This is a genomic window from Spirochaetia bacterium, assembly GCA_022482625.1.
In the GTDB taxonomy this organism is placed as follows: domain Bacteria; phylum Spirochaetota; class Spirochaetia; order Sphaerochaetales; family Sphaerochaetaceae; genus Pleomorphochaeta.
Window position 1 is genome coordinate 3,158,273 of the sequence record JAKVOU010000001.1, and the last position, 26,256, is coordinate 3,184,528.

Consider the following 26,256-nt stretch of genomic DNA (forward strand, 5'->3'; position numbering starts at 1 on the left):
TTTATCCCTTTCTTGCAGCAGTGTCAGTGGCTTTTTCCCATGTAAGGCAGAACGTAGTTCCTTTGCCAACAGTGCTCTGGACTTCTATCGTCCCTTGCATTTTTTCCATGAGTTTCCGGACTATTGACAGGCCTAGACCTGAACCTGCAATTTCGCTGTTCCGGGATTTCTCCACTCGGTAGAAACGTTCGAAGATATGGGGAATATCTGCCTTGCTGATTCCTATGCCTTGATCTGTTATCCTGATGATGACGTTTTCTCCTGATTCATATTCTTCTACCGTGATTTGTGTACCGTTTCCTGAATATTTCATCGCATTGTCCAACAGGTTCCCGATAACCTGCATGACCCATAGTTGCTTGCCCTTGATCAAGGCCGGATTGCTGGAGAGTGAACATTGTATATGTATTCCCCTGTCTGCAACTTTTTCTGACTGTAGGGTACATGCTGCTTCGAGCAGTGGCTGCAGATGAATTTGCTCGAGTGGTTCCTCTGCTTTTTGGTCAATTCTTGATAAGGACAGAAGTTCTTCGATAAGGTGTTCCATGTGCCCGGTTTCTGACAGTATTGCTGAAATGCATTCTTCCTTGTCTGCCTTGCTGAGTTCTATCTGCTTGTCCGCAAGTGCCTGGGCATAACCGCTGAGAATAGCCATGGGAGTTTTCAGTTCATGTGAAACATTGGCAACGAACTCATCTTTCATCTGTTCCAGTTGCCAATGTTCTGTGATATCCCTGAGCATGACAAGTACTCCTTCCTTTGCATAGGGTATATATTTGTCGAACAATATCCTGGCTTCTGCTTCGATTATGGTACCGTCATCCTTTCGCATCGTCTGGTTCCTGTTTTTCTCGTCCGTGAAGACGGACTGTGCCATGTGGAGTATCTGTGCAAAAAGCTGATTGGAATCCATTGTCAACGGCTGACAGAACAATTCCCTTTCCTGGACATCAAGGAAAGAGCAGGCCTTGGGGTTGATCAACGTGACTTTTCCGTTTCTGTCAGTCATCAGGATGCCTGAAGAAAGATCTGAAAGCAAGGAATTCATACGGCTGATCTTTGTTCGGTCTGCTTCAAGCAGGACCCTATGGTTGTATACCAGCTGATTGAAGGAGGCAACCAGTTCCTTGATTTCATCGGCAGCTTCATTGTCAACTGCAAGTACCTGGAAATCTGATTGAGGAAGTGCCGTATTTTTTGCATTCTTGAGCAATTTTTTCAATGGACGTCGATAGTAGTGCAGGTGAATACGTGAAACGAGATAGGCAATGAAGCACAATATCAGAACCATGCTCAGAAGTTCCAGGCCTATCGTAGTGAACCGTATAGAATCATCTGCCGTCTGATAACTGAAATCCAGCAGGTATGTCCTATTCGAAACCACTATTTTACTTGCATATGAAATGGATCGGTGGTCACCTGTCTTTACAATGTTCTGGAACCAACCGTTTTGGCTTGCCTTGAGCAACTGTGCATTGAAGTAAGTCGATCCTATTTTCCTGTCGATACCTTTTGTTGCAAGTACCCTGTATGTCCCGTCAGTAATGACAAGGAAACGGACTGTCGTGGATTTGAAATCCTTGATGCAAGCTGTTACATCTTCGCCTTCAAGCAGTTTGTCCTTGATGTACTGGGTATCGTTCTGTCCAAGGAAACGAACATGAGCCAGTGCAAATTCCTGTATTTGTCCGATGAGGATCAAGGACAGCAGAAGTATACTGCAGCCAGCAAGGATAAGAAGCAGCCATCGCCTATTGTTTGTGTTCAAGGATATAGCCGACTCCCCTGAGGGTGGTAATGAAGCAATCAGTAATTTGTGCATCTTGGAATTTGCTCCTCAGATGCCTGATGTGTACATCCAGGCTCCTTCCGATTTCTTCTATGTCTCTGTTGAAGATGGTTTCGGCAATAGCTTCCCTCGGCAATACTTCGCCAGGATGTCTCATCAACAGTTCCAAAATCCTGAATTCAGTCAATGTCAGATCCAATTCGGCTTTTTCTCCCTTTGCCCGATAATTCTTTCGGTCCAGGGTCAGGGAACCCAAGCGGAGTATGCCGACATTGTTGCCTTTAAGCAACCTGACTTGCCTGATAGCTGCCTCTATTCTCAATAGCAGTTCCTGGATGTCGAATGGTTTTGTTATGTAATCATCGGCACCATAGCTGAGGCCTGCAATCCTGTCATTTAGCTGTGATTTTGCGCTGATCATCAATACGGGAATAGTCCTGGTAGCAGGTTCTTCCTTAAGCAACCTGCAGACATCCTTGCCATCCATACCTGGCATCATTACATCAAGCAATATTGCATCGATCTGCTTTTCCCTTGCCAGGCGCAGGGCACTTGTACCTTCATAAGCTGCCAGCGGGGTGTACCCATGGGCTCGGAGGTTCAACATCAGCATCCGCACCATCTGTTTTTCGTCATCGACTACCAGAATCGTTCCCTTTTCCATTTGTCAGCTCCCAATCTGAAAGGATAAAGGACCAGGCCACAAAAGGCAATCGGCAGACTTCCGTCTGCCGACAGGTATGTCACACCAAACTTCCAAGTCCAAGGTTCTTGCCTGATTCCTTGTCGAACAGGACATACTTTTTTCCTGGGAATGTTACTTTGACCTTGTCGTCCATCTTGAAATCAACATCACCGAATACGACGCAGGTAAGGAGCATGTCGTCAATTTTTATCTTGAGGATAGTTTCCATGCCTGACGGCAGTGTTGAATAGATGGTGGCGTCAAACATACCTTCTGTACCGATTATGATATTTTCCGGTCTGATGCCAAGGGTTACTTTTGTTGCATTGCCTAGGGTGATGGGACCTGTCAAAGGGGTAAACAGCAGGGACAGGCTGCCTTGTTTCAATTGGATTTCATCAAGGTTGACCTGGGAAGCTTCCATGTCAATGAAGTTGATATTGGGAGACCCGACGAAATCTGCCACAAAGATGTTTGCAGGATTACGATAGACCTCCAAAGGTGGTCTGTACTGCTGTAGGATTCCTTCTCTGATCAGACAGATTTTCGTAGACAATGTCATTGCTTCCAATTGGTCATGCGTGACATAGACGAACGTAGATTTTGTTTCCTGATGCAATCTTTTGAGCTCTGTTCTCATTTCCATCCTTAATTTTGCATCAAGGTTGGAAAGAGGTTCGTCCATCAGGAGTATTTTCGGGCCCGTGGCAAGTGTACGTGCAATGGCAACACGCTGCTGCTGTCCACCTGACAATTCTGCAGGATACCGGTCCACGTACGTATCAATCTGGAGCATCTGGGTCAGTTCCTTTACTCTGGCATCGATTTTTTCCTTGTCCCATTTCAAGTTTTCCAGTCCGAATGAAATGTTTTTATACACGGTCATATGAGGCCATAATGCATAATTCTGGAAAAGAAAGCCGACATGTCTTTTGTCCGGTGATACATCTATGCCCTTGCTTGCGGAAAAGACACACTCGTCGTCGATGAATATCTCACCTTCGGTCGGGGTTTCAAGACCTGCGATCATACGCAATGTAGTAGTCTTGCCACAGCCGGACGGGCCCAAGAGTGAAACGAACTGCCCGTCTTCAATGACCATGTTCAGGTCATGTACAGCTTCGGCTTTTCCGAAGCGCTTGGTAATATGGTTCAGTGTAATGGTCGGCATTTCAATTTCCTCCTATGCCTTTGTCAATTGATGCGCCGGTCACCTTGTTGATGATCTGGTTGCTTATGACGACGAACAGTACGATCAAAAGGTTGATTGCGTTTGCATACTGGTTCCAGCCTTTCTCGTTGTACTGGAAGAGCATGGTAGTCAGAATCCTGGAAGTAGGTGTAACCAGCAGGATGAAGAGTGACAGTTCCCTCATACAGGAGATGAAAGGCAACAGATACCCTGAGATGAAACTTGATTTCTGGATGGGGAAGATGATCTTGGTCATTCTTTTCCACCATCGGATTCCCTGTATCGTACCTGCTTCTTCTATTTCTCCGCTGAGCTGGTGCATGGCACCTATGCTTGCACGGGATGCAAACGGCAGATACTTGACTGCACCGACAAGAACAAGCAGGGCAAAGGAACCGTAGAGAGGAGGAATGAAACCTCTCCGTACCGCAAACATCGAAAGGTAAATTGCTCCGAAGGCCATACTGGGCATCAGATAGGGGAAGAATGCAAGGTTATTGACCAATGTGGAGAGTTTCGTACCTCTTCCTTTTGCAATGGCATAGCCTGCCAGTATACCGACGGTACCGGAAATGAAAGCCACCAGGATAGAAAGCCTGATAGAGTTCCATAGCCCTCTGTAGATTGAAGCATTCCTGAGGATACCGGCTTCCCCGTTGGCTATGTCAGGCGAACCTTTGCCGACCCAGAAGACGGTAGAGAAGTTACTCAAGGAATAGTTGCCCGGTACGACGAGGAAGGATTCTATGGCAAAGGATACCAGTGGCATGATGCAGACGAAGAAGATACAGACCAGCAGGATAATCGTAATCGGCCAGTTGAATTTCCTTAGTTTTACAAGTGCTATGTTGGAGCTTTTACCTGTTATGGTGGTGTAGTTCTTTCTTGTACCGACGATTTTTTGGTTTGCGGCAAGAATGGCTACGCCGATGATGATCATGATCAGTGCCATGATATATCCATAACCGGGATTAAGGCCATTGAGTGTCCTGTACATCTGTGTCGTCAGGACTTGGTAACGTACCGGAGTCCCTAGGAAAGCCGGTACGGCAAAGGCACTCATGGCACTTGAGAAAACAAGCAGGAAGGTGGAAAGAAGTGCAGGGAGGACGATCGGTACGGTAATCTTTTTCATGATTGTCCATCGGGAAGCTCCAAGAAGTGTGGCTGCTTCCTCAAGGTTTGCATCCATGTTTCTCAGGATGCCGCCTATAAGGATATAAGCGAACGGTGCATAGTGCATACCCAGGACCATGATGATCGGGAATGGACCATAAGCGAACCAGTTGGGGGTTTCAATTCCCGTGAGGACCGTAAACAGCCCGGGAGCTCCTCCGACCAATGAGTTCTTGAAGAAGTTGAGCCAGAACATGGCAAGGGTCCATGATGGCATGATATAAGGGAATATGAAGAGGGTGGACACCAGGCTTTTGTATTTCAGGTCTGATCGGGTGACGAGCCAGGCAACAATACCTCCAAGAATGATTGAAACGAGGCAGGAGCCTAGGGCAATATAAAGGGTATTGCCTAGTGGTTCATAGAATATTTTCTTGCTGATGCTTGAAAAAAGTACTTTTTTCCAATGATAGAGCGTAAAATCTCCCACCATTGCTCCCTTTATCTTCATCATTTCTGACTGATGGACGGTAAAGGTATCCCTTATGATGGAAAACATAGGGATGATCGTCAGGTAAATCAAGACGATGGAAAGTACGAACAGAATGACATTATGAGGCTTTTTGAAGAAGCTCTTGATTCGGTTTTTGTAAGTCAAAATCGTTTCCTTCCGACAGTGGCAACCGGGTTGCCAGAATTTTGATGCAAGCGGCAAGGGCAGGGCCCTTACCGCTCTTGGTCAAAGAGATCAGTAGATGTATTCGTTGAGGAATTCCTCTACATCTGCCCTGTTTTCGAAGCAGTAAGTGGGGTCTTCCATGACCAGTTTCTTTTCCCAGAAGGATACGGGGTGGTCTCCTTCGTTGATCTTTATGTTTGGATTTGAAGAATAGGTTCCGATATCCGAAGACCATGGTTTGAAACCTTCTTCCGTCAGGAGATATTCGATGAACAGTTTCGCGGCTGCAGGATGCTTGGCATTGCTGCACATAAGGGCATAGATAGGATAGATGAAGCCACAGAACGGTTCGACATTGAGCATCGGCTGCAGTGCAAGGTCCTTGGATTTGACATAGCGGAGTTTTGAATAGACGAACAGTCCTGCATTCTGTGCCTTGTGCTGTCCTTTTACACCGATGCTTTCAGCTGTCTTGGTATCAGAAGTCGTTACGACGAGGTCATTGCTGTATAGGTCCTTTATCCATTCATAGCCGGCATTTTTCGTAGTAAGCGTGATATCCTTGCCGAAGTAGTCCTTGTAAGCCTTTGCAATCTGGTCCGCTATTTCCGGTTTCGTGATGGTTGTCAGGAAATTTGCATTGACACTTTCCTGGAACGGATTCTTGAATTGGAACTTGCCTTTCCATTCATCTGTAGTCAATGCCCAGATATTGTCGAATGGTTCCGTAGTTGAATCTTCATTGTTGAAAATAAAGAGCTTGTTGATCATTGCAAATACCAGAGGGTCCTGGTAGTTCTGAGGAATGACAGACTTCATGCTTTCCGGCATATAGGAATACAGATAACCGAGGTTGATCAACTCACCCATGACTCTTCCGCCGTCCTGGGCAATGACGAAGTCAGCTCCCTGTGCGCCGATTGACTGTTCCTTTGCAACTTTTTCAATGAGTTCATAGTCCTTGAGATCTGTTGCTTCGACGTCGATGCCATATTTTTCTTTGAAACCTTCGGCTGCATTGGCTATTCTGCTGGTGATGGAATAGACTACGACTTTTCCTTCCTTCTGGGCTTCGGCAACCAACTCATCGTGGCTCATCGGAGCCTGCTGTTGCTTTGCTGCGGGCTGCTGCTTTGCAGGAGCCTCACTGTTTCCGTTTGCAAAAATTGGTAGTGTTGCTGTAGTAAGCAATGTTGCCAAAAGGGTAATCCGAGCAAGATTTTTCATTGTCTTCTCCTTTTAGTGTTAATTTTTCTTAACATAGTTTCTTAAGTTATATCGTAGTTTTCTGAATTGTCAATGAAAATTTTGTTTTTTCTGTGATTCTTTATGAAGGTACAGCTGCAGACATCTGAAAAGATAGTTGCCATTGCTTCACTTTTATGCTGTTCTGTGTTATGATAAAAAGAAAAGGAAAATTCTGATGTTCTTTCCTATAATGAAGTTAGTATAGGGGAAAATAAGGTCGTTTTTCTATTTTTAAGAGCTTTGGGGAGGAAGAGGCTTATGCAGAAGAAAGATGCATGTAAGGTAAGTTGCTTGCAGCCGATGCCGAAGGCAATAGTATCATGCAGAGGAAAAGACGGTAGGAACAATGCCTTGGTCGTCGGATATTGTGGAAACTGCAGTTTTGATCCACCTATGGTCATGGTCGGTATCGCGCCCAGCAGGTTTTCACATCACTTGATAAAGGAATCGGGATGTCTGGTCATCAATCTTCCAGGTAAGGATTTCAAGCATGAATATGGGGTAATCGGTTCCAAGAGTGGCAGGGATATTGACAAGTTCAAGACACTTGGCTTGAAAAGCACGGATGGAGATGTTGTGGCAGCTCCTGTGCTTGATGATTGTCCGATCAACATGGAATGTAAAGTCGTGGATTCCCTTGTGACAGGATCTCATGAAATGTTCATCTGCAAGGTAGAGAAGGTACATGCGCCTGAGACTGCCATTGGGACAGATGGTAAGATAGACTTTTCCAAGTTGGATCTGCTGTAAAAAAAAGACGGTACTGATGATACGAATCATTCAGTACCGTCGAGGGGTATTTTATTTTACATCAAGTTCTGACACGGTTTTCGGGTATTCCCTTTCTGGTTCTGACTTGTCATGAAGAGGATTCCATACCTGGGCAAGGAAAGGTTCAACCTTGGCTCTTGCCGCATAATTCCAGCTTTTCCTTTCACAATGAGGACACCAGTGTCCACCTTCGAGGATCAAACGTGGACTTGCTTCAAATTCATGGCTGAAAGCACAGACGAAGTGTAGTTTGCTTTTCCAATCTCCTGTTTCCATTGTCTTGGACAGGCATTTCCCTCCTCGGAATTCTGCTGCCTGTTTCATGTTATCCAGACAGAGTTCACTTTCCGGCTTTGTTTCATCATAGCCGTGGTCTATATGGACTACGTTGTCCCAGTCCTTGAAATGTTCCATGTCATTTATGTTACCAGGAAGTTGTTCCCAATTTTTTTTACTTCCCCAATAAGCATCTATATACAGGGTCATATCCTGTTCTATGAATCTGACTGTGCCATGTTCGGTCCTTGCTTGTTTGACGAAGGTATTTCTGATGAGCTTTCCCATGAGGCTTTGGCCTCCGGGCAGGTGACACAGTGCTTTTGAAAGACTTGCTTCAGCTCCCAGATTCTGGAGGTATGCATCATAGAAGTATTGCATGGAATCATGTCGGAAATGAAGGAAATCCTCCAGTTTGTCTGAATCCAGATAGTACTGTCCGTGGAAATTCCGCGTTGCATACCATTTTGGCCTGATGACATGTGAAAGATCCCTGAAGCCGATGGTTGTGTACAGTTTCCGATACATCGTATAGGTATCGACCCTACAGGCATCACCACCGCCGATATTGTAGATATGTCCCCAGAAAGTATCAGGCAGGGAACCTTCATATTCCATATGGCAGAGATTGCCGAGCAGTCGGCCTGAATCGCGGTCAGAAACATATTCCAAGACGTTATCCAGACAGTTGTGGAACATGATGGCATCTTTTACCTTGCTCATTGCCGGACCCATTATGCCGGTCTGGCGCAGACTTGCCCAATAAGTGAGGTCAGATTCAATCAAGAGTCTTTCTGCTGCTATCTTTGATACTGCATAGTAGTCGAAGATGCTTGGTTTGATCGGGTCCCCGACGCGTCCCCAGTGGATTGGAGGCATCCGGTCTCCTGTTTCTGCTACGGTACCGATGGAAACGACTTTGACTTCTCCGGCCCGACCTTGGGCGTCGATGGCATCAATGATGTGCTTCATTGATCCATAGTTTATTTTCATGGCAAGGTCGGGATGGTAGTCTGCCGTCGGAGAAACCAAGGCTGCTACATGCAATACGATATCTGCTTCCTTTGTACAGGCGTAGACATCTTCATACTTCGTGAGATCTCCCCAATGTATTGAAATGCCTCTCTGGTTTTCAAATGGCTTGAGTTTTTCCCTGTCTGCCTTTGTCCCGAGGGCCAGGATGGTGATGTCTTGCTTGTCACTGTCTTCAAGCAATGCTTGCAGGACCTCAGTTTCCATATTCCCTGTAGCTCCGGTAAGGAAGACTTTTTGTTTGCGCATGATCGGTCATTCTCCCTTCATGTCGAGTGTCTTTGCATGTTTGTCAAGGATATCAAGGCAGAGTTGGACAGAATCACCGATGGCTTTGTCAATATCGTCTTCTTCGACACCAAGAGGTTCACAGCCGAGGGACTTGTCGATGAAGAGCTTTGAGCATTGAAGGTCTGTAAACTTGACCATGTTCAGGCCTCCTTCGATGTCGTTCTCTTTTTGCTCCTTCATGATTTTCCTGGCGCCGATTTCATAGAGCTGGTTCGGAATGGTGATGATTTTTTTGTCAGGGCAACCCAGGTATTTGTGGAAGATTGCAAGCAGCTGTTTCCATTCCATGTCGTAGTAGCCGATAGGATAGCAATTGCCGCCCTTGTTGCGTTCGATGGCACCTGCTATTGCCTGACCTACCTGATGGACTGTCACCATTGCAGTTCCGCCTTTCGGATACATCGTTGCACCTTTCATGCCTCTGATGTTCTCGACCATGAACAGCCATACAGGTTTCCTTCCCGGTTGGGTCCCGAAGATATATGGGAGTTCCAGAACTGCGACATCAAAATCCTGGTCTGCGAATGACATGGCAATGTCTTCCTGGTCCCGTCTGCTTTTGATATAGGGATGCCATTCCGTCAGTTTCTTTTCGGGCCAGATTTTGCTGAAATAGGCAAAGTACGAGCCTAGGATGACTGCGTGCTTGACCCCGGTTTCCTTTGCCAGCGTAAGCAGATGCTTTACCGGATCTATGTTATACTTTTTGTACAGGTCATAGATCGGATGGGGACCTTCGACTCTTTCATCTACTCCTGCAGCAAAGACGAAACCGTCACAGCCTTTGAGGAAGCCTCTTATTTCATCATCACTCATCTGCAGATAATTTCCGTATTTGATTTCCATCTGCGGAGGAAGGACAGCTCCTTCGGGGAGGGGCGGAAGTGCAATTGCAGTCACTTCATGTCCTCTTGCAATCAATTCCTTGGCTCCTTCACTGCCAAGTAGACCTGTGCCACCTATCATACATATCTTCATGTTATGCTCCTTGAGAAATAGTTTTTTGTGAGCATTCTCTTTAGCTCTCATTTTTAAAGATATAGACACTGTGTCTATATTGCAACCATCAGTTGTTTTTATTATGCTGTGTCTGCAACAGAAACACTGCTTATTGTCTATTTCGTAGCAATTTCAGCTGTTACTGGGGCAAGGAAAGCACAGAAAATGGAAAAAGAAAATCAAAGGACTAGGTTAACCAAGCAATTGTTGAGAAATAGTCTGATAGCATTGCTGCAGGAAAACCCTATCAGCAGGATTTCCATCAAGGAAATCTGTGCCAAGGCTGAGATCAACCGGTCTACGTTCTATCTGCACTATCGTAACCAGTTTGATTTGCTGGATGCCATTGAGAAGGAATTGCTGGACAACGTGCAGGCACATCTGAAAAATATCGGGATAGGCTCGGACGGGCGTCAGTATCTGGTTGCATTGCTGTCCTATATCGAGCAGAATGCAGACATCTTCAGGGCTCTGCTGTGCAATCCCCAGGATACGACGTTCCGTCAGACATTTGTTGCCTCCGCATTCAAGAACATGCAGGCATATATCAAGCTTACCTGCCCGGAAAACATCAATGACTATATCCAGGGTTTTCTTGTCATGGGATGTCTTGATTTGATTCAGAAATGGGTGGAATCGGGCTTTGATATTCCAGCAGAACGACTTGCTGATTTGATGTTTCGTCTGTCTGCCGGTGCAGTGCGTCCGTTTTCTTGTCTGAAGTAAAAAAAATAGCCTGTCCTTTTGTAGAACAGGTTACTTTTTTGCCTTGAGAGCAACAGGATTCGAACCTGCGGCCTCAACCTCCGGAGGGTTGCGCTCTATCCAGCTGAGCTATGCTCCCAACAGGAAAGTGTTTTTTACTTTCTTACTGCGCTACTTGCGCAACGCTAGTATTTGTACCGCTTTTCATGGTAAGTGTCAACAATGAGAAATGGCTCCAGCCGTGGTCATAGACAAAGAAAACGTATAGCCATGTCTGATAGTTACTTATTGGTATATAATCCTTATTGGTATACATAATGGTTAATAAGTGTTTCGCTCATTCTATTTTTCGAAATTTTTTTCTATGAGAAATGACTTTGAAGTTTTTCTGGAAATTGATTTCTACATATTTCTCCACATTCACTTTCACTGGGAGCGGTTATAATTCTTATCATTGCATGGTAAGGATCTGGCCTTATGTTACTGTGCTCTTGTTTTTTTCTAGCTGCAGTAGACTTTCTCCAAGGATTCCCTGCCTCGATAAGAGAGAAAGAATACCTTGTTTATTCCATCTTTGTTTTCAGTACCTCGGCTGGGAAAAAATTATTGATTGATCTGCATTGTTTCTTTGTCCATGCCCTTGCCATCCTGCCCTGTCTGCGGTACTGCACAGCAGGCAGGACAGTTCCTTTTACTGTACCTGTCCATTATTGTTTTTATCCAATTGGCAAAATAGGGGATGTATTGTTACCTGTGGATGAATATTTTCTTTATGATATCACGATTTCCATAGCAGTTATTTTCTCTTCAATTATTTTTCATCTCAGAGTTTGCTTAATGTTGAACATGATAAGCCACAAAAAGAATAAGGATTTGGTCAAGTTATCCATTCCAGGCATGTCAGAGAGACGAGATTAGCAAAGTAGCATTGAATTCAAATGACCATATTTTTACATAGTTAATAAAATAATTTAGTTCATATCTATTTATCAGCAAACTAAATGAATCAATTAAAATTCAAGTTTATTGGTAATATAAAACCTATTCATAACAGTGGATATTTCTTACAATGATCTTAGTGAAGGGCCTATTTTATGCTTATTGGGAGGATGCAACTTTGAAAAACACACTGAAAATCCTGTTTGTATTCATTGTGGTATTTAGTATATTTGCCATAAGCTATGGATTCAGGATTGCCAATGGAAAGAAAGTTGCCTTTCGCATCAACAACAAGTCTCCATATACGGTTCTTGATCTTGAAATATGCTTATCAACAAATCCGGAAGTAAAGACTACACAGGATACGTTGTTAGATGATTCTTTTACGACTTTGCCATTGGATATGTCTACCGTTATAAATAGCGGAAAGTACTTTATTAATTACAAGATCAATGGTAACCAGGAAACGGAGAGGTTTGGTAACTATACCAAAGGTTATCCCTCAGAGAGTACAGTCAATATAACCATAGGAGTGGATTATTTGCCTTTGATAGATGACTGAAAAAGTTTTTCGATGATAGCTTTTACTCAATTGAAACTGCTATGAGTCTCTATATGACTTTTCTCTTTATGCTACCCTATCCTTGGAAATGGACGAGTCTGATATGACTTCAGGTATCTTGTTTTTCTTTCCCAAAACGGAGGGTTTAAGTTCCAAAGCTGCCTTTTTGTTTTGTATATCTCTTTCAAAATGAAGGTATTCATTGCTTATCTCGCGGCATTCCTTTTGTTTTACTATCTTTTATTATTTTCAAATTTATTTGGCTCAGGACAGAAGCATTTCCCATTGTTTCGTGTTTTTGCTCATGCATTGCTGCTGTTTGTGAAGTAATGGTAGCCAAGAACATTAAAGTACAGCCGACTATTTCTCTGGAATTCAGTGTTTCCCTTAGAACAATCCAGCCGCATAAGGCAGAGAAGACAGATTCCAAACTAAGAATTAGGGTAGCTGCTACAGGATCTAATTCTTTTTGTCCTGATGTCTGTAAAGTGTAAGCAATTCCACAAGATAAGATTCCTGTATATAAAATAGGAATACTCGCACGCATTATTGATTGTAATTCAGGATGCTCAAACATGAATGCAGCCATTATGCTTAACAACCCGCATATTGAGAATTGAAGGCAGGATAGCTTTATGCAATCTTCCTTTGATGAATAGAAATCGATTGCGAGTATATGAATTGATGTTGTAAAAGCACAAAGTAAGACAAGAGTATCTCCAAAGCTGAGAATCAACTTTGCATCGATGCATAGCAGATACATGCCAACGGTTGCAAGAAGAATGCAACCCCATGTTTTCAGATCAATACGTTTGCCTCGAAAGCGTTCTAGGATAGGAACAATGATTATATATAGGGACGTAATGAAACCGGCTTTTCCAACCGTAGTATAGGCTATGCCTGCCTGTTGCAATGAGGCCGTGACAAAAAGGATGCTTCCGCAAATAAAACCTCCCTTGAGTAAGGAATAATTTTTTTTTGGAGAATTGCTGGATTTTGCTTTATCCCTATGGCCTTGATAATCTGTTATCAGAATTAACGGCAAGAGTACGCATGCTCCGATCAAGAACCGTACTGCATTGAATGTAAAGGGCCCTACTGATTTTGTCCCGATACTTTGGGCGACCAAAGAGGTTCCCCAGATTAGTGTTGCACTTATAAGCATGATTCCACCGATGGTTTTTTGTTGCATAGTCCTTGGCCTTTTAAATGTAACTGCTTTGTGGTATAATAATGGTTACTTACGGTTGTTATTTTATGCTACCGTGACGTAACTGTCAATATATATTTTGATAGTTACATATGATATATTTACCTACAAAGAGAGGTGCTTAGGTGAAATTCCTGTGTTTAGATTTTATAAATAGCCGATGGTATATCACACATAAACCTTTTTCTGATCCTCTTGATGATTGCACGTGGTTAGCTCAATTCTGCAACAAATGGGATTTGCCTGAACTTATCCCTTCAATGCGTGGATTTGAGAAACTAATAACGTTCCGGGAATTTATGTTTCAAACTTTAATGAAAATGTGTGTTGGACGGATTGTCGGGTCTCAGGAAATACATGAACTTAATCAGATATTACTGCAGGGAACCCCTAAAAAGGTGTTGGTTGAACAAGACGGCCACTATATTCTGAAAACACAGCAGCAATCGGATGACATTGCATGGATTATGTATCAGATTGTATTGTCTTTCAGTGTGTTGATTACGGAATATCCTTTGCAATACCTAAAGAAATGCGGAAATCCAGAATGTGATTGGATATTCTATGATGACAGTAAAAGCCATACGAGAAAATGGTGCGATAACAGATGTGCAAGCCTTATGAAAGTGCGTAGATATAGGGCATCCAAAAAAAGGCAAGAGCAATGATTACACAATACCTTGGACCGGTGTTGTCCGAAATAGGGTATCCTATTGGCAAAAGAAGCCGTTTCAAAAGTTCAGGTTTTTCGGCAGTTCTCTTTTGATTTATCTTGAGTTTCCTGAGCATGGAGAAGTAAAAGTGCGTTATGCTATCAATGGATTCCCATGTATACAGACTATGTCCTGACATCCTATTGCCGGTTCAGCTGGAATTGACCGCAAGCAAAGCCGTCCTGTCCCGCTTCTTGAAAGCTATTTGATACTTTCCTATTTGTTTTTTAGGGCGTGAGCTAAGTTCATCTAAGCAAGGGATGCTTTTATAAAACCAAGGAAAAGCGATAAACTGCTTTCGTCTTTTTGCAGATTGATGTGAAAGAGCCTGATTGATTTGCTTACGGCTTGGTTCCTTGTGGAATCGGATACTGCATCGGTTGTTTTGGAGCTTATATGGATTATCGCTTGTCAACGGAAAAAGGGGAAGAAACATACTTTGATTTTTCAGTCAATACAAACCCGTTGGGAGTAACTGATGTGCTGCGACAGGCAGGCGATGGTTTTGTTTCAAGCTTCGGGTTCTATCCTGATCCTGATTGCCGACAATTGAAAAAGGCTCTTGCAGATCGATATGGTGTACCGATGGCCTCTCTCTACTGTGGCAGTGGGGCAGATGATGTGTTCTATCGTTTGATATTGTCATTAAGGCCAAGGAAAGCCTTGGTCATCGAACCTACGTTCGAGGAATATGCCGTTGCCTTGTCGTTGGTTGACTGTGAGATTATACATTGTCAGCTGTCAATGTCAGATGGATTTTCCCTTGATATGGACCGGCTCCTCTCTTTGGCTGTACGACAGGATATCGTCATTGTCTGCAATCCGAATAATCCTACAGGGACACTGATACCACGGAAGGAACTGTTGGAGCTGATCAGTATCTGTGAGGCAAACGATACTGTCTGTGTCGTTGATGAATGTCTTATGGAAATGATGGAGGATTGGAGGCAGCATACCGTCAGGCAAGAGGTAGAAAACTTCTGTAATTTGGTTGTCATCGATGCCTTTACAAAGACTTATGCCCTTGCTGGTCTTCGCCTTGGCTTTGTTATCACAGGACATGAGGGCTTGGTCGAGAAGATGCAAAGACAGGGGCAGGCGTTCAATGTTTCTTCGCCTGCTCAGTTTGCCGGTATCCTGGCTCTGTCAGATGCTGCTCCGTATCTTTCCCGCACGTATGTCTTGTTGGCACAGGAACGTATGTTCTTGTCTTTATCGTTCAAAAGGCTCCATGTTCAATTTTTCCCGACTGTTGCCAATTTTTTCCTTGTGAAATCTTCTGTTGCACATTTCAATGAAAAGTTATTGCTCTTGGGCATCAAGGCCAGGGACTGTACGAAGTTCTATGGCCTTGATGCTTCATATAGCCGTCTTGCAATCCGGACTCATGAGGAAAACATTGCCTTGGTGAAGGCGTTGGAGAAAATACTGGAAAGTTGTTGTATCTGATGTTATTTTTTCTGATACTAAGAGGAATAATCGAACAATACTATCGTGTTGCATTTATATAGTTACAGACATATCATATTATAAAAGATTTATTTGTTTGCTTTTTTAATTCTGAGGTTTTGTCATGCAAAGGTATTTTTGTTTTTTATTTTCCATTCTGTTTACTGTTTTTTGCTTGCTAGGATGTTCATTGAAGGTGAGGATAACAGATATTGCAAAGGAACTTGGAATAGATGCGGTCGCAGATGGAACAATTTGTGATGAAACTGATACTCATAGTGGAAACGGTGATGGATATACCTTTGTAAAAATAAGTTTTGACAATACTTGTGCATCTGTATTTGAATCTGCTGTTGATTCAAATTCCAATTGGAAACCTTTGCCTTTATCGTGCAACTTGCAAGAAGTGGTGTATGGACAAGGAAGACGGGGACCATATCTTACTGATACACAGGATAATGTCTTGATGCCGTCAATTGAAAATGGATATTGGTATTTTTATGACAGGTATGAGGGTGGTGGCAACCATCATGATGATTGCACTATTCTTGTTCGTCCATCTTTCAATTTTACCATTGCGATTTATGACAAAGATGAACATTTTCTATATTTTTGCAGATACGATACATAAATAAAAATGGCCTCTATAAAAGACTGAGTGAAAGCAACCTATAACAATTTGTTTTTCTTTATTACTTGGCTAATAGATTTACTGATATCATAGGTATCTTTCAGTGCCAATAAAAATATACATCTTATATTACCTGCTGATTATGAATACTTGACAGGGTATTTTAATAAACTTTTACTAATAAATTGTCATATGATTATATTTAGATTCAATTTAATATTTGTAAATATGTATATATTGTGTAAATAAATATATCATCAAAAATAGTAAGAAATACACTTTTATTACTACAAAATATATTATACAATTATTTATGCTTGATATGACATGATATGTCAGAAAGCGGTGTAACTGGGAGAGACGTTGTTTTATGCAGGAACTTTCACCGTGGATTGATTATCCTGGCTTAGGAGAAAAAAAACTTCTATGAGAAAATCATATGGAATTCTAGGTGTAGTCCTAGTGCTACTTTGCAGCATATTGGTAGGATGCAGTTTTAACATAGTCAATGCAAAGACGGTAACTTTCAATATAAAGAATACTGGTTCAGATGCTGTAACTAATGTCGAGATTTGCCTTACGAAAGATGCTGATACGAAAGTTACATCTTCGGCGACTATAACTGGTCACGGAGGAACGCTTTCACTTTCTCTAGATATGACTTCCGTTGTAAGTACTGGACAATATTACCTTACTTGCGATGTTGGAAATATTTTCAAGGACAAGACTTTTGGTAGTTATACTCTCGGTTCTCCATCCGAAAGTACTGTTGCAATAACAATTTCTTCTGATGCTGATCCTGTTATTGCCGTTGATGGTGATTGAGATCAGGGCTCATTTTATTGACAGTTGGTTCCATGCAAAAAATTCCATCCTAAACAGGATGGAATTTTTATTATCTGTTTGATTTGTAGGGTGTTTGTTTAGTCAGCTGTGTAGGTAACCGTTACGTCACTCTGGTACTCACCTGCATCAGGATTGGTAGCAGCTGCCCAGTAGAGGTAGAACTCTGCCACATGGGTGTCCTTCTGGTAGCCTACGGGAAGCGTAACTGTGGTGGGCGTGGAAATCTTTGTGGAGCTGTCGGAAGGGTTGAGATATTGCACGCTGACAGCCTGTTCCTCGTGGGTTGTCTTGTCGCTCCTAGTGGTATAAAAGCTGGTGGCCGTGACACCTATGGAGAGGCTGGTAGCGGAGGTCTGGTTGCCGGAGGCCTTGAGGATGAAGTCCTTTGTGGAGCCTGCGGAAGCCAGCGCGTTGTCATCCAGGGTGATGGAGTAAGGGTTCTTTGAGCTCGTGTAGTCGGAAAGGTTGACCTCTGTGCTGTCTGATGGTTCATAATAGAGTGCTGTCGTAATTGCTTCGGTCGGAACCTTGGTGGCAAGTTTGACATAGTTGCTTGTGTCTGTTGCGAAGGTGGCGGCTGCTGCAAGTGTTGCTACTGCGATGGCTGTGATAAACTTTTTCATTTGGTTGATTCTCCCTATTTCTTTTTTTAGTTTTTCTTGTTTACGATTTGAATATACAGCGACTTATAACTTATGTCAATAGTTGCAAGAAAAAATATTTAAAATTTTTTTTATTATTGGTAATTAAGCCATAATTTTAACATATTTCCTATAAAAAGAAGTGAACAACCTTTATTGTGGTAGTATATCTTTGCTATGTGTTAACATAAGTATATACTATCCAAATATGACATTTTCGTAATAATGTAAAACTTTTTGAATATGCTATCCAATATAAGAATTTAGCAAAGATATCAGTTCCTTTTGTCTGTTGCGGTGGTCAGGTGAAGATGAATTTGACGTACTGATAAATTCAGCCCAGACCTATCAAGCTATAAGTCTGGGCTGATGAATTGAGGCGTTGAAAGCTAGTTGTTGCTTGTTAGTCGTTTCCTTTTTCAAAGGATGCAAGCAGTTTGCTTTGTGCCATGAACTTGGCGTCCCTGTTTTTTATTGCTTCTTTGTCTTTGCCTTTATGGTAGTCATAGAACCCTTCTTGACTTTTTACTCCCAGTTTGCTTTCTGCAACCAGCTTGTTGAACAATGGCTGAGGCTGTTGGTCTGCACTGAGATCGGCATACAGGTACTTTGCGACATTATGGAAAACATCCAGACCTCCCAAGTCAGTGACTTCAAAAGGGCCGAGACAGGCATACCTGAAACCGAGTCCGTATTTCATGCAATCATCGACATCCTTGAAAGATCCTATACCGTTCTCGACGATGTGGATTGCTTCTCTCAATACTGCAAGCTGCAGACGGTTTGCAATGAAACCCTTTGCATCCTTATGTACCATGATTGGTTTCTTTCCCAGGGACAGGGATAGGTCATATACCTGTTTGGCCGTTGCCTCACTGGTTTTTTCTCCTTTTATCACTTCGATGAGGGGGATCAGATGTGGAGGGTTGAACCAGTGCATACCGACGAAACGTTCTGGATGACTTACTGCAGTAGCCAGTTTTGTGATGGAAAGGCCGGATGTATTTGTGGCAAGTATTGCATCTTCCCTTGCAAGGTCACTGATTTGTTTCCAGTAGACCGATTTGATTGTCAGATCTTCTGCAATTGACTCGACGACAAGGTCACATGCGGCAAAACTGCCAAGATCTTTCGTGTAAGTAAGCTTTTTGAGAATGGCATCTTTATCTTTTTGATCAAGTTGGCCTTCTGCGATTTTTGTTTCCAAAGCCGTATATATTTGTTCTTTGCTTTTTATTCCTGTTGCTTCATGTCGATAGACAACGGTGACATGGTAACCTTTTTCTGCAAATATCAGGGCCATGGAGGTGCCCATGGTACCGGCTCCTGCCAATGCAATGTCTTTTATCATGCTAGATACTCCTTGTTGTCCATTTTAGATATTTTTTTATTAAATACAATATGGTTGCGTGGGAACTCCTCTAGGGATATGCTGGTAGAAAGAGGTAGTGTATGGGGTTGCTATTTACAAATAAGGATATTACGGAACTTGAGGTGGAATCCATAGTCAATGCAGCAAATGAATACCTTGCACCTGGGGGTGGGGTATGCGGTGCAATTTTTGCAGCAGCAGGACGTAAGGAGCTTGCACAGGAATGCAGGTCGATCGGACATTGCAGTACCGGTTCTTCTGTAATTACAGGAGGATATAAGCTCAAGGCAAAATATATCATCCATACCGTCGGACCACGATATCTTGGCGGGAAAGAAGGCGAAGAAGCCTTGCTCCGTTCCTGCTATGTGTCTGCCTTGGCGCTTTGTAAGGAGAAAAATCTGTCTTCCATAGCATTCCCGCTGATTTCTGCAGGAATCTTCGGCTATCCTAAGGATGAAGCCTTATGGATAGCCATAGAAGAAATCGAACGGTTCCTTTCAACATCAAGGGAGACAGATGTTTACCTGAGCCTTTGGGGACGAAGGACGAACTGGGCGGCCTTATACAAGAATTGCAGATTCTTTGCGTCCCGTTTTACTCCTTCGTTTTATGATCCTGCACAAATATTGCACCTGCTTGAAATATTCCAGCAGAAATAACCTGTTCCTATCAGCGTGTGGGTTCCATCTGATAGACGATGGTAATGGAGGAGGTGACGTCGAGATTCCCTGCTGGGGTATCAGTCGAAGCGTTTCCTTCTGCCATTGAAGCAGTTGCCATCAGTACTTTGGGCTGATAGGTCCTTTCTTGGACAATACTCTCGGATGCTGTGTTGCCGATGGTGATCGGAGCACCTAGCACCATATTGCTTGCCAGAGCCAATACTCTGGCTTTTTCTGTTGCCTTTTCTACGGCGAGCTTACGGGCTTGGCGTATTGCTTCCGTTTTGTCATCCTTATCAAAGGTGATATTGCCGAGGGTGATGTTGCTGACTTGTCCCAGGTCATCGATGATGTTTCCAAGTTTTTTCGTATCTTTGTCTATGCCTGTGACCTTGACCTGGATACTTTGGGAGGCTCTTTGCCCTTTCAGGACTTGTTTGCCATCAATCCAGTCATATTCCGGCCGAAGGGAAAGTGATTGCAGCTGTAGATCTTTTTCGTCAATCGAAAAGCTTTCCAGAATTGTCCGTAATTTGTTCATTTTGCTACTTGTTTCCTGCAGGGCTTCCGTCGTCGTATCTTTGAGTTCACTGACCTGTATGGTAAACAGGGCTGTGTCAGGTTTCACCTTGACTTCTCCCGTACCGCTGACGGTAATCGTTCTGACCATTTCCTGTTGATGGCCTGCCAGGCTTGAGCAAGCCGTAAGAACCAATGAAGCGAAGCAAATCGCAAGGACGGCAAGTATTCCGCCGGTTCTGTGTTTCATAATGAAAATCTCCTGTTTCTTGTCTGAAATTACCATATCATACCATGGATTTTTATTGCACGGTGGCATGACAGTCGTTTTTTTGATTTTTTCCTTGCATTATCCTGAAAACGGTTGTTCAATAAAATAGAAAAGGAGTTTGTGGTGTGTTGTTCACTGTCATTGGCTGGGCATTGTATGCCATAGCCTTCTGGATTTATGAGCGATGCATAGGCAATGGTTTTTGCCTGTCGTTCGCTATAGGATGTTTGATTTCCTGTGTGTTTTCTCTTTCTGATCCAGAGATAAGTGACCAAGTCTCAGTATTCATATGTTCGGGAAGCGGTATATTTGTACTGGACAGGCTACATAAGAAAAAGCATCACAGGTAAGTGTAAGGGATGTCTTGGTCCGGAAGATGGTTCCGGGTGAATATGTTTTCTATTTGGTGCCGTATTCGGCATTGGGGCTGTAACCCAGTATGCTTGGGTACAGCCCTTTTCTTGTTATTGTTGCCGTAGCAGTTCGGGCTGGTTGGCTGCTTCTCTCATAAACAGGCCCAATGCCATCAGCATCATGCCGTTGTCATAGAGAGAATCCTTGCCCATCTGCCTGATTACTTCATGGACTGGTACGGACTGCACATCGAGCTGTTCAGTTGCATCGAGATGTTGGGCGGTGACTTGGTGCAACCCTTCGGCAAGGTATACTATGGCTCGGTTGTTCATCAGTGCCGGATTTGGATTGATATCAGCAAGGAAGGTAAAGGACTGTGCCGCCAAGCCGGTCTCTTCTTCCAGTTCCCTTTTTGCTGCTGTCAGGCCATCTTCCCCGGCATCGATTATTCCTGCGGGAAATTCCCGTATTACCTTACGTGCTCCATGTCGGAATTGTTGGACCATGACAAAACATGGTATGCCTTTTCCGTTCCGATACCATGGGATGATTGTAATCCAATTCGGCGCTTTGAGAGTAACGAAAGAGCCCCGCACCCCTTGCTGTGACTCCCGTTCGTCCTGTTGGAGATCGAATATGGGAGTATGCAACAGGTCTTTATGTGCTACTTCCTTCCAGACCAAGTGGGAGGGATCTTCGGTATTCCCGATTCTGAAACGATCGGTTTCCATCTCAGCTGTGCCTTGATGAACAGTTGCTTGTGCAGTGGGCACATGCCTCAGGTGAACAATGTGAGGTGCCCTGGAGATCATTGGGATCATAATGGGAAACCTTCGTATGTGCATCAATGTACAAGGCAATTTCCCTCATCTTCTTGCTGCTTGGGCTTTCCGGCGTACCGTCAATGTAGTTTTTGCCTGTATCTTCACTTTCCATCAGCGGGATTTCCATGGGAATCTTACCTAGGAACGGTACATCCATCATCTTGCACATCTTTTCGCCACCGCCTGTGCCGAACACCGGAATTTCCGTTCCGCAATGAGGGCAGATAAGTCCACTCATGTTTTCAATGACGCCGATTACCGGTACATTGAGCTTCTTTGAGAAAGAAACGCTTCGCTTGGAATCGAGGATTGCCACTTCCTGCGGAGTAGTGACGACAATGGAACCGGTCATTTCCGGTATTGCCTGGATTGCTGTCAGCTGTTCATCTCCTGTCCCTGGGGGCGTGTCGATCAACAGATAGTCCAAGGTGCCCCAGTCGACATCTCCTATGAATTGGCGGACTACGCCTGTTTTCATGGCGCCACGCCAGATTATAGGAGCATCCTGTTGCTCCAGTGCAAAGGAAAGGCTGACTACATACAGTCCTTCCCGTACCTTTACCGGTTCAAAGCGATTTCCGTCGGGTGAGGCGTTGAGTACGCCGTTTTCACAGCCGAACATCTTGGCTACGTTCGGTCCGTGCAGATCAGTGTCAAGGACACCGACGGTATGTCCTGCATCAACCAATGCATTGGCCAGGTTTATGGTAACGGTAGTTTTGCCGACGCCTCCCTTGCCGCTCATGATGATGATTTTCTTTCCGATCTTATCCATGGCGGATCGTATTCTTTTATCTTGTTGCTCCATTTCATTTGCAGCATTCTGCTCTGCCATCATAGTGCTCCTCTGGTGGTGCAATACCATCATATGTCTTGTTGATAAAGATAAGGAAAATATGGCTGTTAGGCAACCCTTTTTGCGGCCTACTCTTTTCCATGGTACCAAATAGCAGACAAATTGCCAAAGCTTGCCTTGCATATCTCTTTGTATATCAGTATCATAGGATGCGAGTACATTGAGACATGATTTTGTCAGGTCCCATATGTACCAATCTACAACAACAAACCAGGAGTCCGTATGATACAATTGGCGCAACAATCGGCAGAAACTCTTTCTGCCAATCTATCTAATGGCGTCGTACTCATGCTGCTTGGAATGGGAACCGTATTCCTGTTCCTGGTCATTTTGATTTTCGTTACGAAAGGAATGAGTTCAATCGTAAGGAAAATCGAAGCCAAGAGACCTGCACCTGCACCTGCAGCTGCACGTCCTGCAGCAATGCCGAAGACCGCTTCGGCCGCGATGGGTACTGACCCGGAAATCGCCGCAGCCATCGTTGCTGCCGTGGTCGAGTCCAAAAGATAAAAAATCAAAAGGAACAACAGAACAATGAAGAAAAAGAAAGTCGATTTTATGTGTACAGCTTTCCGCGACGGTTTCCAGTCCGTTTTCGGAGCCCGTGTCTTTACCAAGGATTTCATGCCGGCCGTTGCTGCTGCAAAAGAGGCAGGCATCACCCATTTTGAGGCCGGTGGCGGAGCCCGTTTCCAGTCTCTTTATTTTTATAGCAATGAAGATGCTTTCGACATGATGGATGAATTCCGAAGAGTGGCAGGTCCTGATGCAAATCTCCAGACCCTGTCCCGTGGTGTCAATGTCGTCGGATTGGATTCCCAGCCACGTGACATCATCAAGCTGCACGCACAGATGTTCAAGAAACATGGTATGACTACCATCCGTAACTTTGATGCTCTCAACGATGTCAACAACCTGATCGATAGCGGACAGGCAATTCACGATGCCGGACTCAAGCATGAAGTAACGGTTACCATGATGAGCCTTCCCCCAAATGTTACCGGTGCGCATGATCCTGATTTCTATGAAAATGTCCTTCGCCAGATTTTGGATGCCGGCATTCCTTTCGATTCCGTCTGTTTCAAGGACGCTTCGGGAACTACTACGCCGCATGTGGTTTATGAAACCATAAAGAGGGCGAGGAAACTGTTGGGCAATGATGTTCCTATCTGTATCCATAGCCATGAAACTGCAGGTGTATCAGTTGCACAGTATCTGATGGCTCTTGAAGCCGGTGTCAACCAGATTGACGTATCCATGTCACCTTGTTCCGGCGGCACCTGTTCTCCTGATATCATTACCATGTGGCATGCACTTCGTGGTACGGAATTTGAACTTGATGTTGACATTGACAAGATCAAGAAAGCAGAGGAAGTTTTCCAGGACTGCATGAAAGATTATTTCTTGCCTCCTGAAGCATCGAAAGTCAATCCGACTATTCCGTTCTTCCCGCTTCCCGGCGGTGCTCTTACAGCCAATACCCAGATGCTCCGTGACAATGGCTTGATGGATAAGTTCCCCCAGATTGTAAAAGCAATGGGTGAGACGGTTGCAAAGGGTGGTTTCGGTACTTCTGTTACTCCTGTTTCCCAGTTTTATTTCCAACAGGCATTCAACAATGTCATGTTCGGACCGTGGAAAAAGATTGCAGAAGGCTACGGCAAGATGGTCCTTGGCTATTTTGGCAAGACCCCTGTTGCTCCTGATCCGGAAGTTGTCAAGATTGCTGCCGAACAGCTCAAGCTGGAACCCACTACAAAGAAAGTTGTCGATATCAATGATGCAGATCCTACCAAGGGTCGTGATGTTGCGATCAAGATGTTGAAGGACAATAACGTTGAAGTTACTGATGAGAATATTTTCATTGCAGCTTCATGTAAGGAAAAGGGGATCCTCTATCTGACCGGAAAGTCAAAGGCTAACGGGGTAAGAAAGATTGACCGCAAGGCTGAAGAAGCAAGGAAGAAGGGTGAATTTACCGTTACCGTCAATGGCAAGGCCTATGGTGTCAAGCTCAGCAAGGCTGATGCTAAGGTGAACGGTGTCTCTTATCCTCTTACCGTCAAGACAGGTATTGATGAAGCTGCCATTGCTGCTTCTGCTGCTGTTGCAGCACCGGCTGCTGCCGCTTCTGCTGTACCTGCAGGACCTGGCACACCTGTTGTTGCTCCTATGCCTGGACTGGTACTTCGTTTCAATGTCAAGGAAGGCGATGTAGTTACCAAGAACCAGAGCCTTATGGTCATGGAAGCCATGAAAATGGAAAATGAAATCTTTGCACCATGTGATGGCACGGTGACTAAGATTTGTGTAAGTCAGGGGCAACAGCTTGTTGCTGATGATGAGCTGATGATCATCGGCTGAGGAGAAGAAAGTTTATGATTGGTAACGCATTGCACCAACTATGGTATACGACCGGCATCACAGGCTTCCTTGGCCTGGCCAGTTCGGAATTCAATATGGGCAACTTTGCAATGATTCTTGTCGGATTGTTGCTGGTTTACCTTGGGATCAAGAAAGGTTACGAACCTTTGCTCCTGATTCCTATTGGATTCGGTTGTATTCTCTGTAACATCCCGCTGGCTTATATTTCCGGGATTGATCCCGCCAACAATTCGGCTGGATTCATCAAGGTCTTGTTCGATGCTGGTATCAGCACAGGTCTTTTCCCTATTCTCATATTCATGGGTGTAGGAGCGATGACCGATTTTGGACCGCTCATTGCAAATCCGAAGACGTTGCTGTTAGGAGCTGCCGCCCAGTTCGGTATCTTCTGTGCTCTTCTCGGTGCACTGGCTCTGTCCTTTGTGCCTGGCATCCATTTCAACCTGCATGCCGCCGCTTCCATTGGTATCATCGGTGGTGCTGATGGTCCTACCGCCATTTATGTGACCAGCCGCTTGAAGCCTGACTTGTTAGGGCCGATTGCAGTTGCTGCTTATTCATACATGGCTTTGGTTCCTATCATCCAGCCACCTATCATGAGAGCTTTGACTACCCCTGAAGAAAGAAAGATCAAGATGCAGCAGCTTCGCCCGGTTTCAAAGACCGAGAAGATCCTTTTCCCGATTACTGTTATTTTAATCTGTGCCTTATTGCTTCCTACAGCTACGCCCTTGCTGGGTTCTCTTATGTTCGGTAACCTTGCCAAGGAATGCGGAGCAATAAACCGTCTCAGTGATACCATGCAGAATTCGTTGATGAATATTGTCACGATTTTCCTTGGCTTGTCTGTCGGTTCGAAGATGGAAGCCAGTCACTTCCTCAAGTTGAATACCCTGGGTATTTTGTTGCTTGGGTTGATTGCTTTCTCTATCGGTACTGGCGCTGGCGTACTTATTGCGAAGTTGATGAATAAGTTGACTCCAAAGCATCCTGTGAATCCTCTTATTGGTTCTGCAGGTGTTTCTGCAGTTCCTATGGCTGCCCGTGTGTCAAGCAAGGTAGGTCAGGAGGAAGATCCTCAGAATTTCCTTCTGATGCATGCCATGGGACCGAATGTAGCCGGAGTTCTTGGTTCTGCCGTAGCAGCTGGTGTCTTGCTTGCTGTGGTTCCTTTCATGGAAGCTCTGTAAGTTTGAAATCCTGCTGATAAAGCAAAAATATCAGGGAGCTGAAATT

At 44.1% G+C, this 26,256-nt stretch carries 24 protein-coding genes and 1 tRNA gene; 12 read left to right on the forward strand and 13 right to left on the reverse strand.

Annotation, left to right across the window (positions count from 1 at the left end; genetic code table 11):
• Position 1: 1 nt before the first annotated feature.
• The 5 genes from LKE40_14345 to LKE40_14365 form a co-directional block, all read right to left on the reverse strand.
• On the reverse strand, positions 2–1,768 hold the full coding sequence (locus LKE40_14345) for an ATP-binding protein (protein MCH3918609.1): 1,767 nt from the start codon (positions 1,766–1,768) through the stop codon (positions 2–4).
• The gene (locus LKE40_14350; protein MCH3918610.1) at positions 1,752–2,453 is read right to left on the reverse strand and encodes a response regulator transcription factor; all 702 of its coding nucleotides are present in this window, start codon (positions 2,451–2,453) and stop codon (positions 1,752–1,754) included. Before LKE40_14350 ends, LKE40_14345 begins: the two co-directional genes overlap by 17 nt.
• Before the next feature lie 79 nt (positions 2,454–2,532).
• Positions 2,533–3,645, reverse strand: a complete 1,113-nt coding sequence (locus LKE40_14355; protein ID MCH3918611.1) for an ABC transporter ATP-binding protein — start codon at positions 3,643–3,645, stop codon at positions 2,533–2,535.
• Position 3,646: 1 nt separating this feature from the next.
• Positions 3,647–5,440: an iron ABC transporter permease gene (locus tag LKE40_14360; GenBank protein MCH3918612.1), complete on the reverse strand. Its 1,794-nt coding sequence runs from the start codon at positions 5,438–5,440 to the stop codon at positions 3,647–3,649.
• Positions 5,441–5,530: 90 nt separating this feature from the next.
• Positions 5,531–6,688 carry an extracellular solute-binding protein gene (locus LKE40_14365; GenBank protein MCH3918613.1) on the reverse strand — a complete coding sequence of 386 codons (1,158 nt, stop codon included), beginning with the start codon at positions 6,686–6,688 and terminating at the stop codon, positions 5,531–5,533.
• A 279-nt stretch (positions 6,689–6,967) separates the two neighbouring features.
• Between LKE40_14365 and LKE40_14370 the strand changes: the two genes are divergently transcribed.
• Positions 6,968–7,459: a flavin reductase family protein gene (locus tag LKE40_14370; protein MCH3918614.1), complete on the forward strand. Its 492-nt coding sequence runs from the start codon at positions 6,968–6,970 to the stop codon at positions 7,457–7,459.
• 51 nt (positions 7,460–7,510) lie between these two features.
• Here the strand turns inward: LKE40_14370 and LKE40_14375 are convergent, their stop codons facing one another.
• The gene (locus tag LKE40_14375; protein ID MCH3918615.1) at positions 7,511–9,037 is read right to left on the reverse strand and encodes an NAD(P)-dependent oxidoreductase; all 1,527 of its coding nucleotides are present in this window, start codon (positions 9,035–9,037) and stop codon (positions 7,511–7,513) included.
• 6 nt (positions 9,038–9,043) lie between these two features.
• Entirely contained in the window at positions 9,044–10,057 is a 1,014-nt protein-coding gene (locus LKE40_14380) for an NAD(P)-dependent oxidoreductase (protein MCH3918616.1), read from the reverse strand.
• A 108-nt stretch (positions 10,058–10,165) separates the two neighbouring features.
• Here LKE40_14380 and LKE40_14385 point away from each other — a divergent pair, with 108 nt between their 5' ends.
• Entirely contained in the window at positions 10,166–10,804 is a 639-nt protein-coding gene (locus LKE40_14385; GenBank protein MCH3918617.1) for a TetR/AcrR family transcriptional regulator, read from the forward strand.
• Between the two features lie 44 nt (positions 10,805–10,848).
• On the opposite strand, the gene LKE40_14390 is transcribed toward LKE40_14385, so the two are convergent.
• Positions 10,849–10,922 (reverse strand) — tRNA-Arg (locus tag LKE40_14390).
• 1,014 nt (positions 10,923–11,936) lie between these two features.
• Between LKE40_14390 and LKE40_14395 the strand changes: the two genes are divergently transcribed.
• Positions 11,937–12,284 (forward strand): hypothetical protein, encoded by a 348-nt coding sequence (locus LKE40_14395; GenBank protein ID MCH3918618.1) that lies wholly within the window; start codon positions 11,937–11,939, stop codon positions 12,282–12,284.
• A gap of 199 nt (positions 12,285–12,483) precedes the next feature.
• On the opposite strand, the gene LKE40_14400 is transcribed toward LKE40_14395, so the two are convergent.
• Positions 12,484–13,476 carry a DMT family transporter gene (locus LKE40_14400; GenBank protein MCH3918619.1) on the reverse strand — a complete coding sequence of 331 codons (993 nt, stop codon included), beginning with the start codon at positions 13,474–13,476 and terminating at the stop codon, positions 12,484–12,486.
• Between the two features lie 143 nt (positions 13,477–13,619).
• Here LKE40_14400 and LKE40_14405 point away from each other — a divergent pair, with 143 nt between their 5' ends.
• The 5 genes from LKE40_14405 to LKE40_14425 all read left to right on the forward strand — a co-directional run bounded on the left by LKE40_14405 (position 13,620) and on the right by LKE40_14425 (position 17,579).
• The gene (locus tag LKE40_14405) at positions 13,620–14,162 is read left to right on the forward strand and encodes a CGNR zinc finger domain-containing protein (protein ID MCH3918620.1); all 543 of its coding nucleotides are present in this window, start codon (positions 13,620–13,622) and stop codon (positions 14,160–14,162) included.
• Between the two features lie 441 nt (positions 14,163–14,603).
• Positions 14,604–15,656: an aminotransferase class I/II-fold pyridoxal phosphate-dependent enzyme gene (locus tag LKE40_14410; GenBank protein ID MCH3918621.1), complete on the forward strand. Its 1,053-nt coding sequence runs from the start codon at positions 14,604–14,606 to the stop codon at positions 15,654–15,656.
• Between the two features lie 196 nt (positions 15,657–15,852).
• Positions 15,853–16,287: a hypothetical protein gene (locus LKE40_14415; GenBank protein ID MCH3918622.1), complete on the forward strand. Its 435-nt coding sequence runs from the start codon at positions 15,853–15,855 to the stop codon at positions 16,285–16,287.
• Positions 16,288–16,713: 426 nt separating this feature from the next.
• A complete protein-coding gene (locus tag LKE40_14420) occupies positions 16,714–17,112 on the forward strand; it encodes a hypothetical protein (GenBank protein MCH3918623.1) in 399 nt (132 codons plus the stop codon).
• A gap of 191 nt (positions 17,113–17,303) precedes the next feature.
• A complete protein-coding gene (locus LKE40_14425) occupies positions 17,304–17,579 on the forward strand; it encodes a hypothetical protein (GenBank protein MCH3918624.1) in 276 nt (91 codons plus the stop codon).
• A 598-nt stretch (positions 17,580–18,177) separates the two neighbouring features.
• Here LKE40_14425 and LKE40_14430 read toward each other — a convergent pair.
• Positions 18,178–19,125 carry a 3-hydroxyacyl-CoA dehydrogenase family protein gene (locus tag LKE40_14430; protein ID MCH3918625.1) on the reverse strand — a complete coding sequence of 316 codons (948 nt, stop codon included), beginning with the start codon at positions 19,123–19,125 and terminating at the stop codon, positions 18,178–18,180.
• A 101-nt stretch (positions 19,126–19,226) separates the two neighbouring features.
• Between LKE40_14430 and LKE40_14435 the strand changes: the two genes are divergently transcribed.
• Positions 19,227–19,808: a macro domain-containing protein gene (locus LKE40_14435; protein ID MCH3918626.1), complete on the forward strand. Its 582-nt coding sequence runs from the start codon at positions 19,227–19,229 to the stop codon at positions 19,806–19,808.
• Between the two features lie 10 nt (positions 19,809–19,818).
• Here the strand turns inward: LKE40_14435 and LKE40_14440 are convergent, their stop codons facing one another.
• The 3 genes from LKE40_14440 to LKE40_14450 all read right to left on the reverse strand — a co-directional run bounded on the left by LKE40_14440 (position 19,819) and on the right by LKE40_14450 (position 22,614).
• Complete coding sequence (locus LKE40_14440) at positions 19,819–20,580, reverse strand: SIMPL domain-containing protein (GenBank protein ID MCH3918627.1); 762 nt, start codon at positions 20,578–20,580, stop codon at positions 19,819–19,821.
• 485 nt (positions 20,581–21,065) lie between these two features.
• A complete protein-coding gene (locus tag LKE40_14445) occupies positions 21,066–21,686 on the reverse strand; it encodes an NUDIX hydrolase (GenBank protein MCH3918628.1) in 621 nt (206 codons plus the stop codon).
• A 1-nt stretch (position 21,687) separates the two neighbouring features.
• Entirely contained in the window at positions 21,688–22,614 is a 927-nt protein-coding gene (locus LKE40_14450; protein ID MCH3918629.1) for an Mrp/NBP35 family ATP-binding protein, read from the reverse strand.
• Between the two features lie 243 nt (positions 22,615–22,857).
• Between LKE40_14450 and LKE40_14455 the strand changes: the two genes are divergently transcribed.
• Genes LKE40_14455 through LKE40_14465 form a run of 3 tightly spaced genes read left to right on the forward strand, consistent with a single transcriptional unit; the run spans position 22,858 to position 26,210 of the window.
• The gene (locus LKE40_14455) at positions 22,858–23,145 is read left to right on the forward strand and encodes an OadG family protein (GenBank protein MCH3918630.1); all 288 of its coding nucleotides are present in this window, start codon (positions 22,858–22,860) and stop codon (positions 23,143–23,145) included.
• Between the two features lie 24 nt (positions 23,146–23,169).
• Positions 23,170–24,999, forward strand: a complete 1,830-nt coding sequence (locus LKE40_14460; GenBank protein MCH3918631.1) for a biotin attachment protein — start codon at positions 23,170–23,172, stop codon at positions 24,997–24,999.
• A gap of 14 nt (positions 25,000–25,013) precedes the next feature.
• On the forward strand, positions 25,014–26,210 hold the full coding sequence (locus LKE40_14465; GenBank protein MCH3918632.1) for a sodium ion-translocating decarboxylase subunit beta: 1,197 nt from the start codon (positions 25,014–25,016) through the stop codon (positions 26,208–26,210).
• Positions 26,211–26,256: the final 46 nt, after the last annotated feature.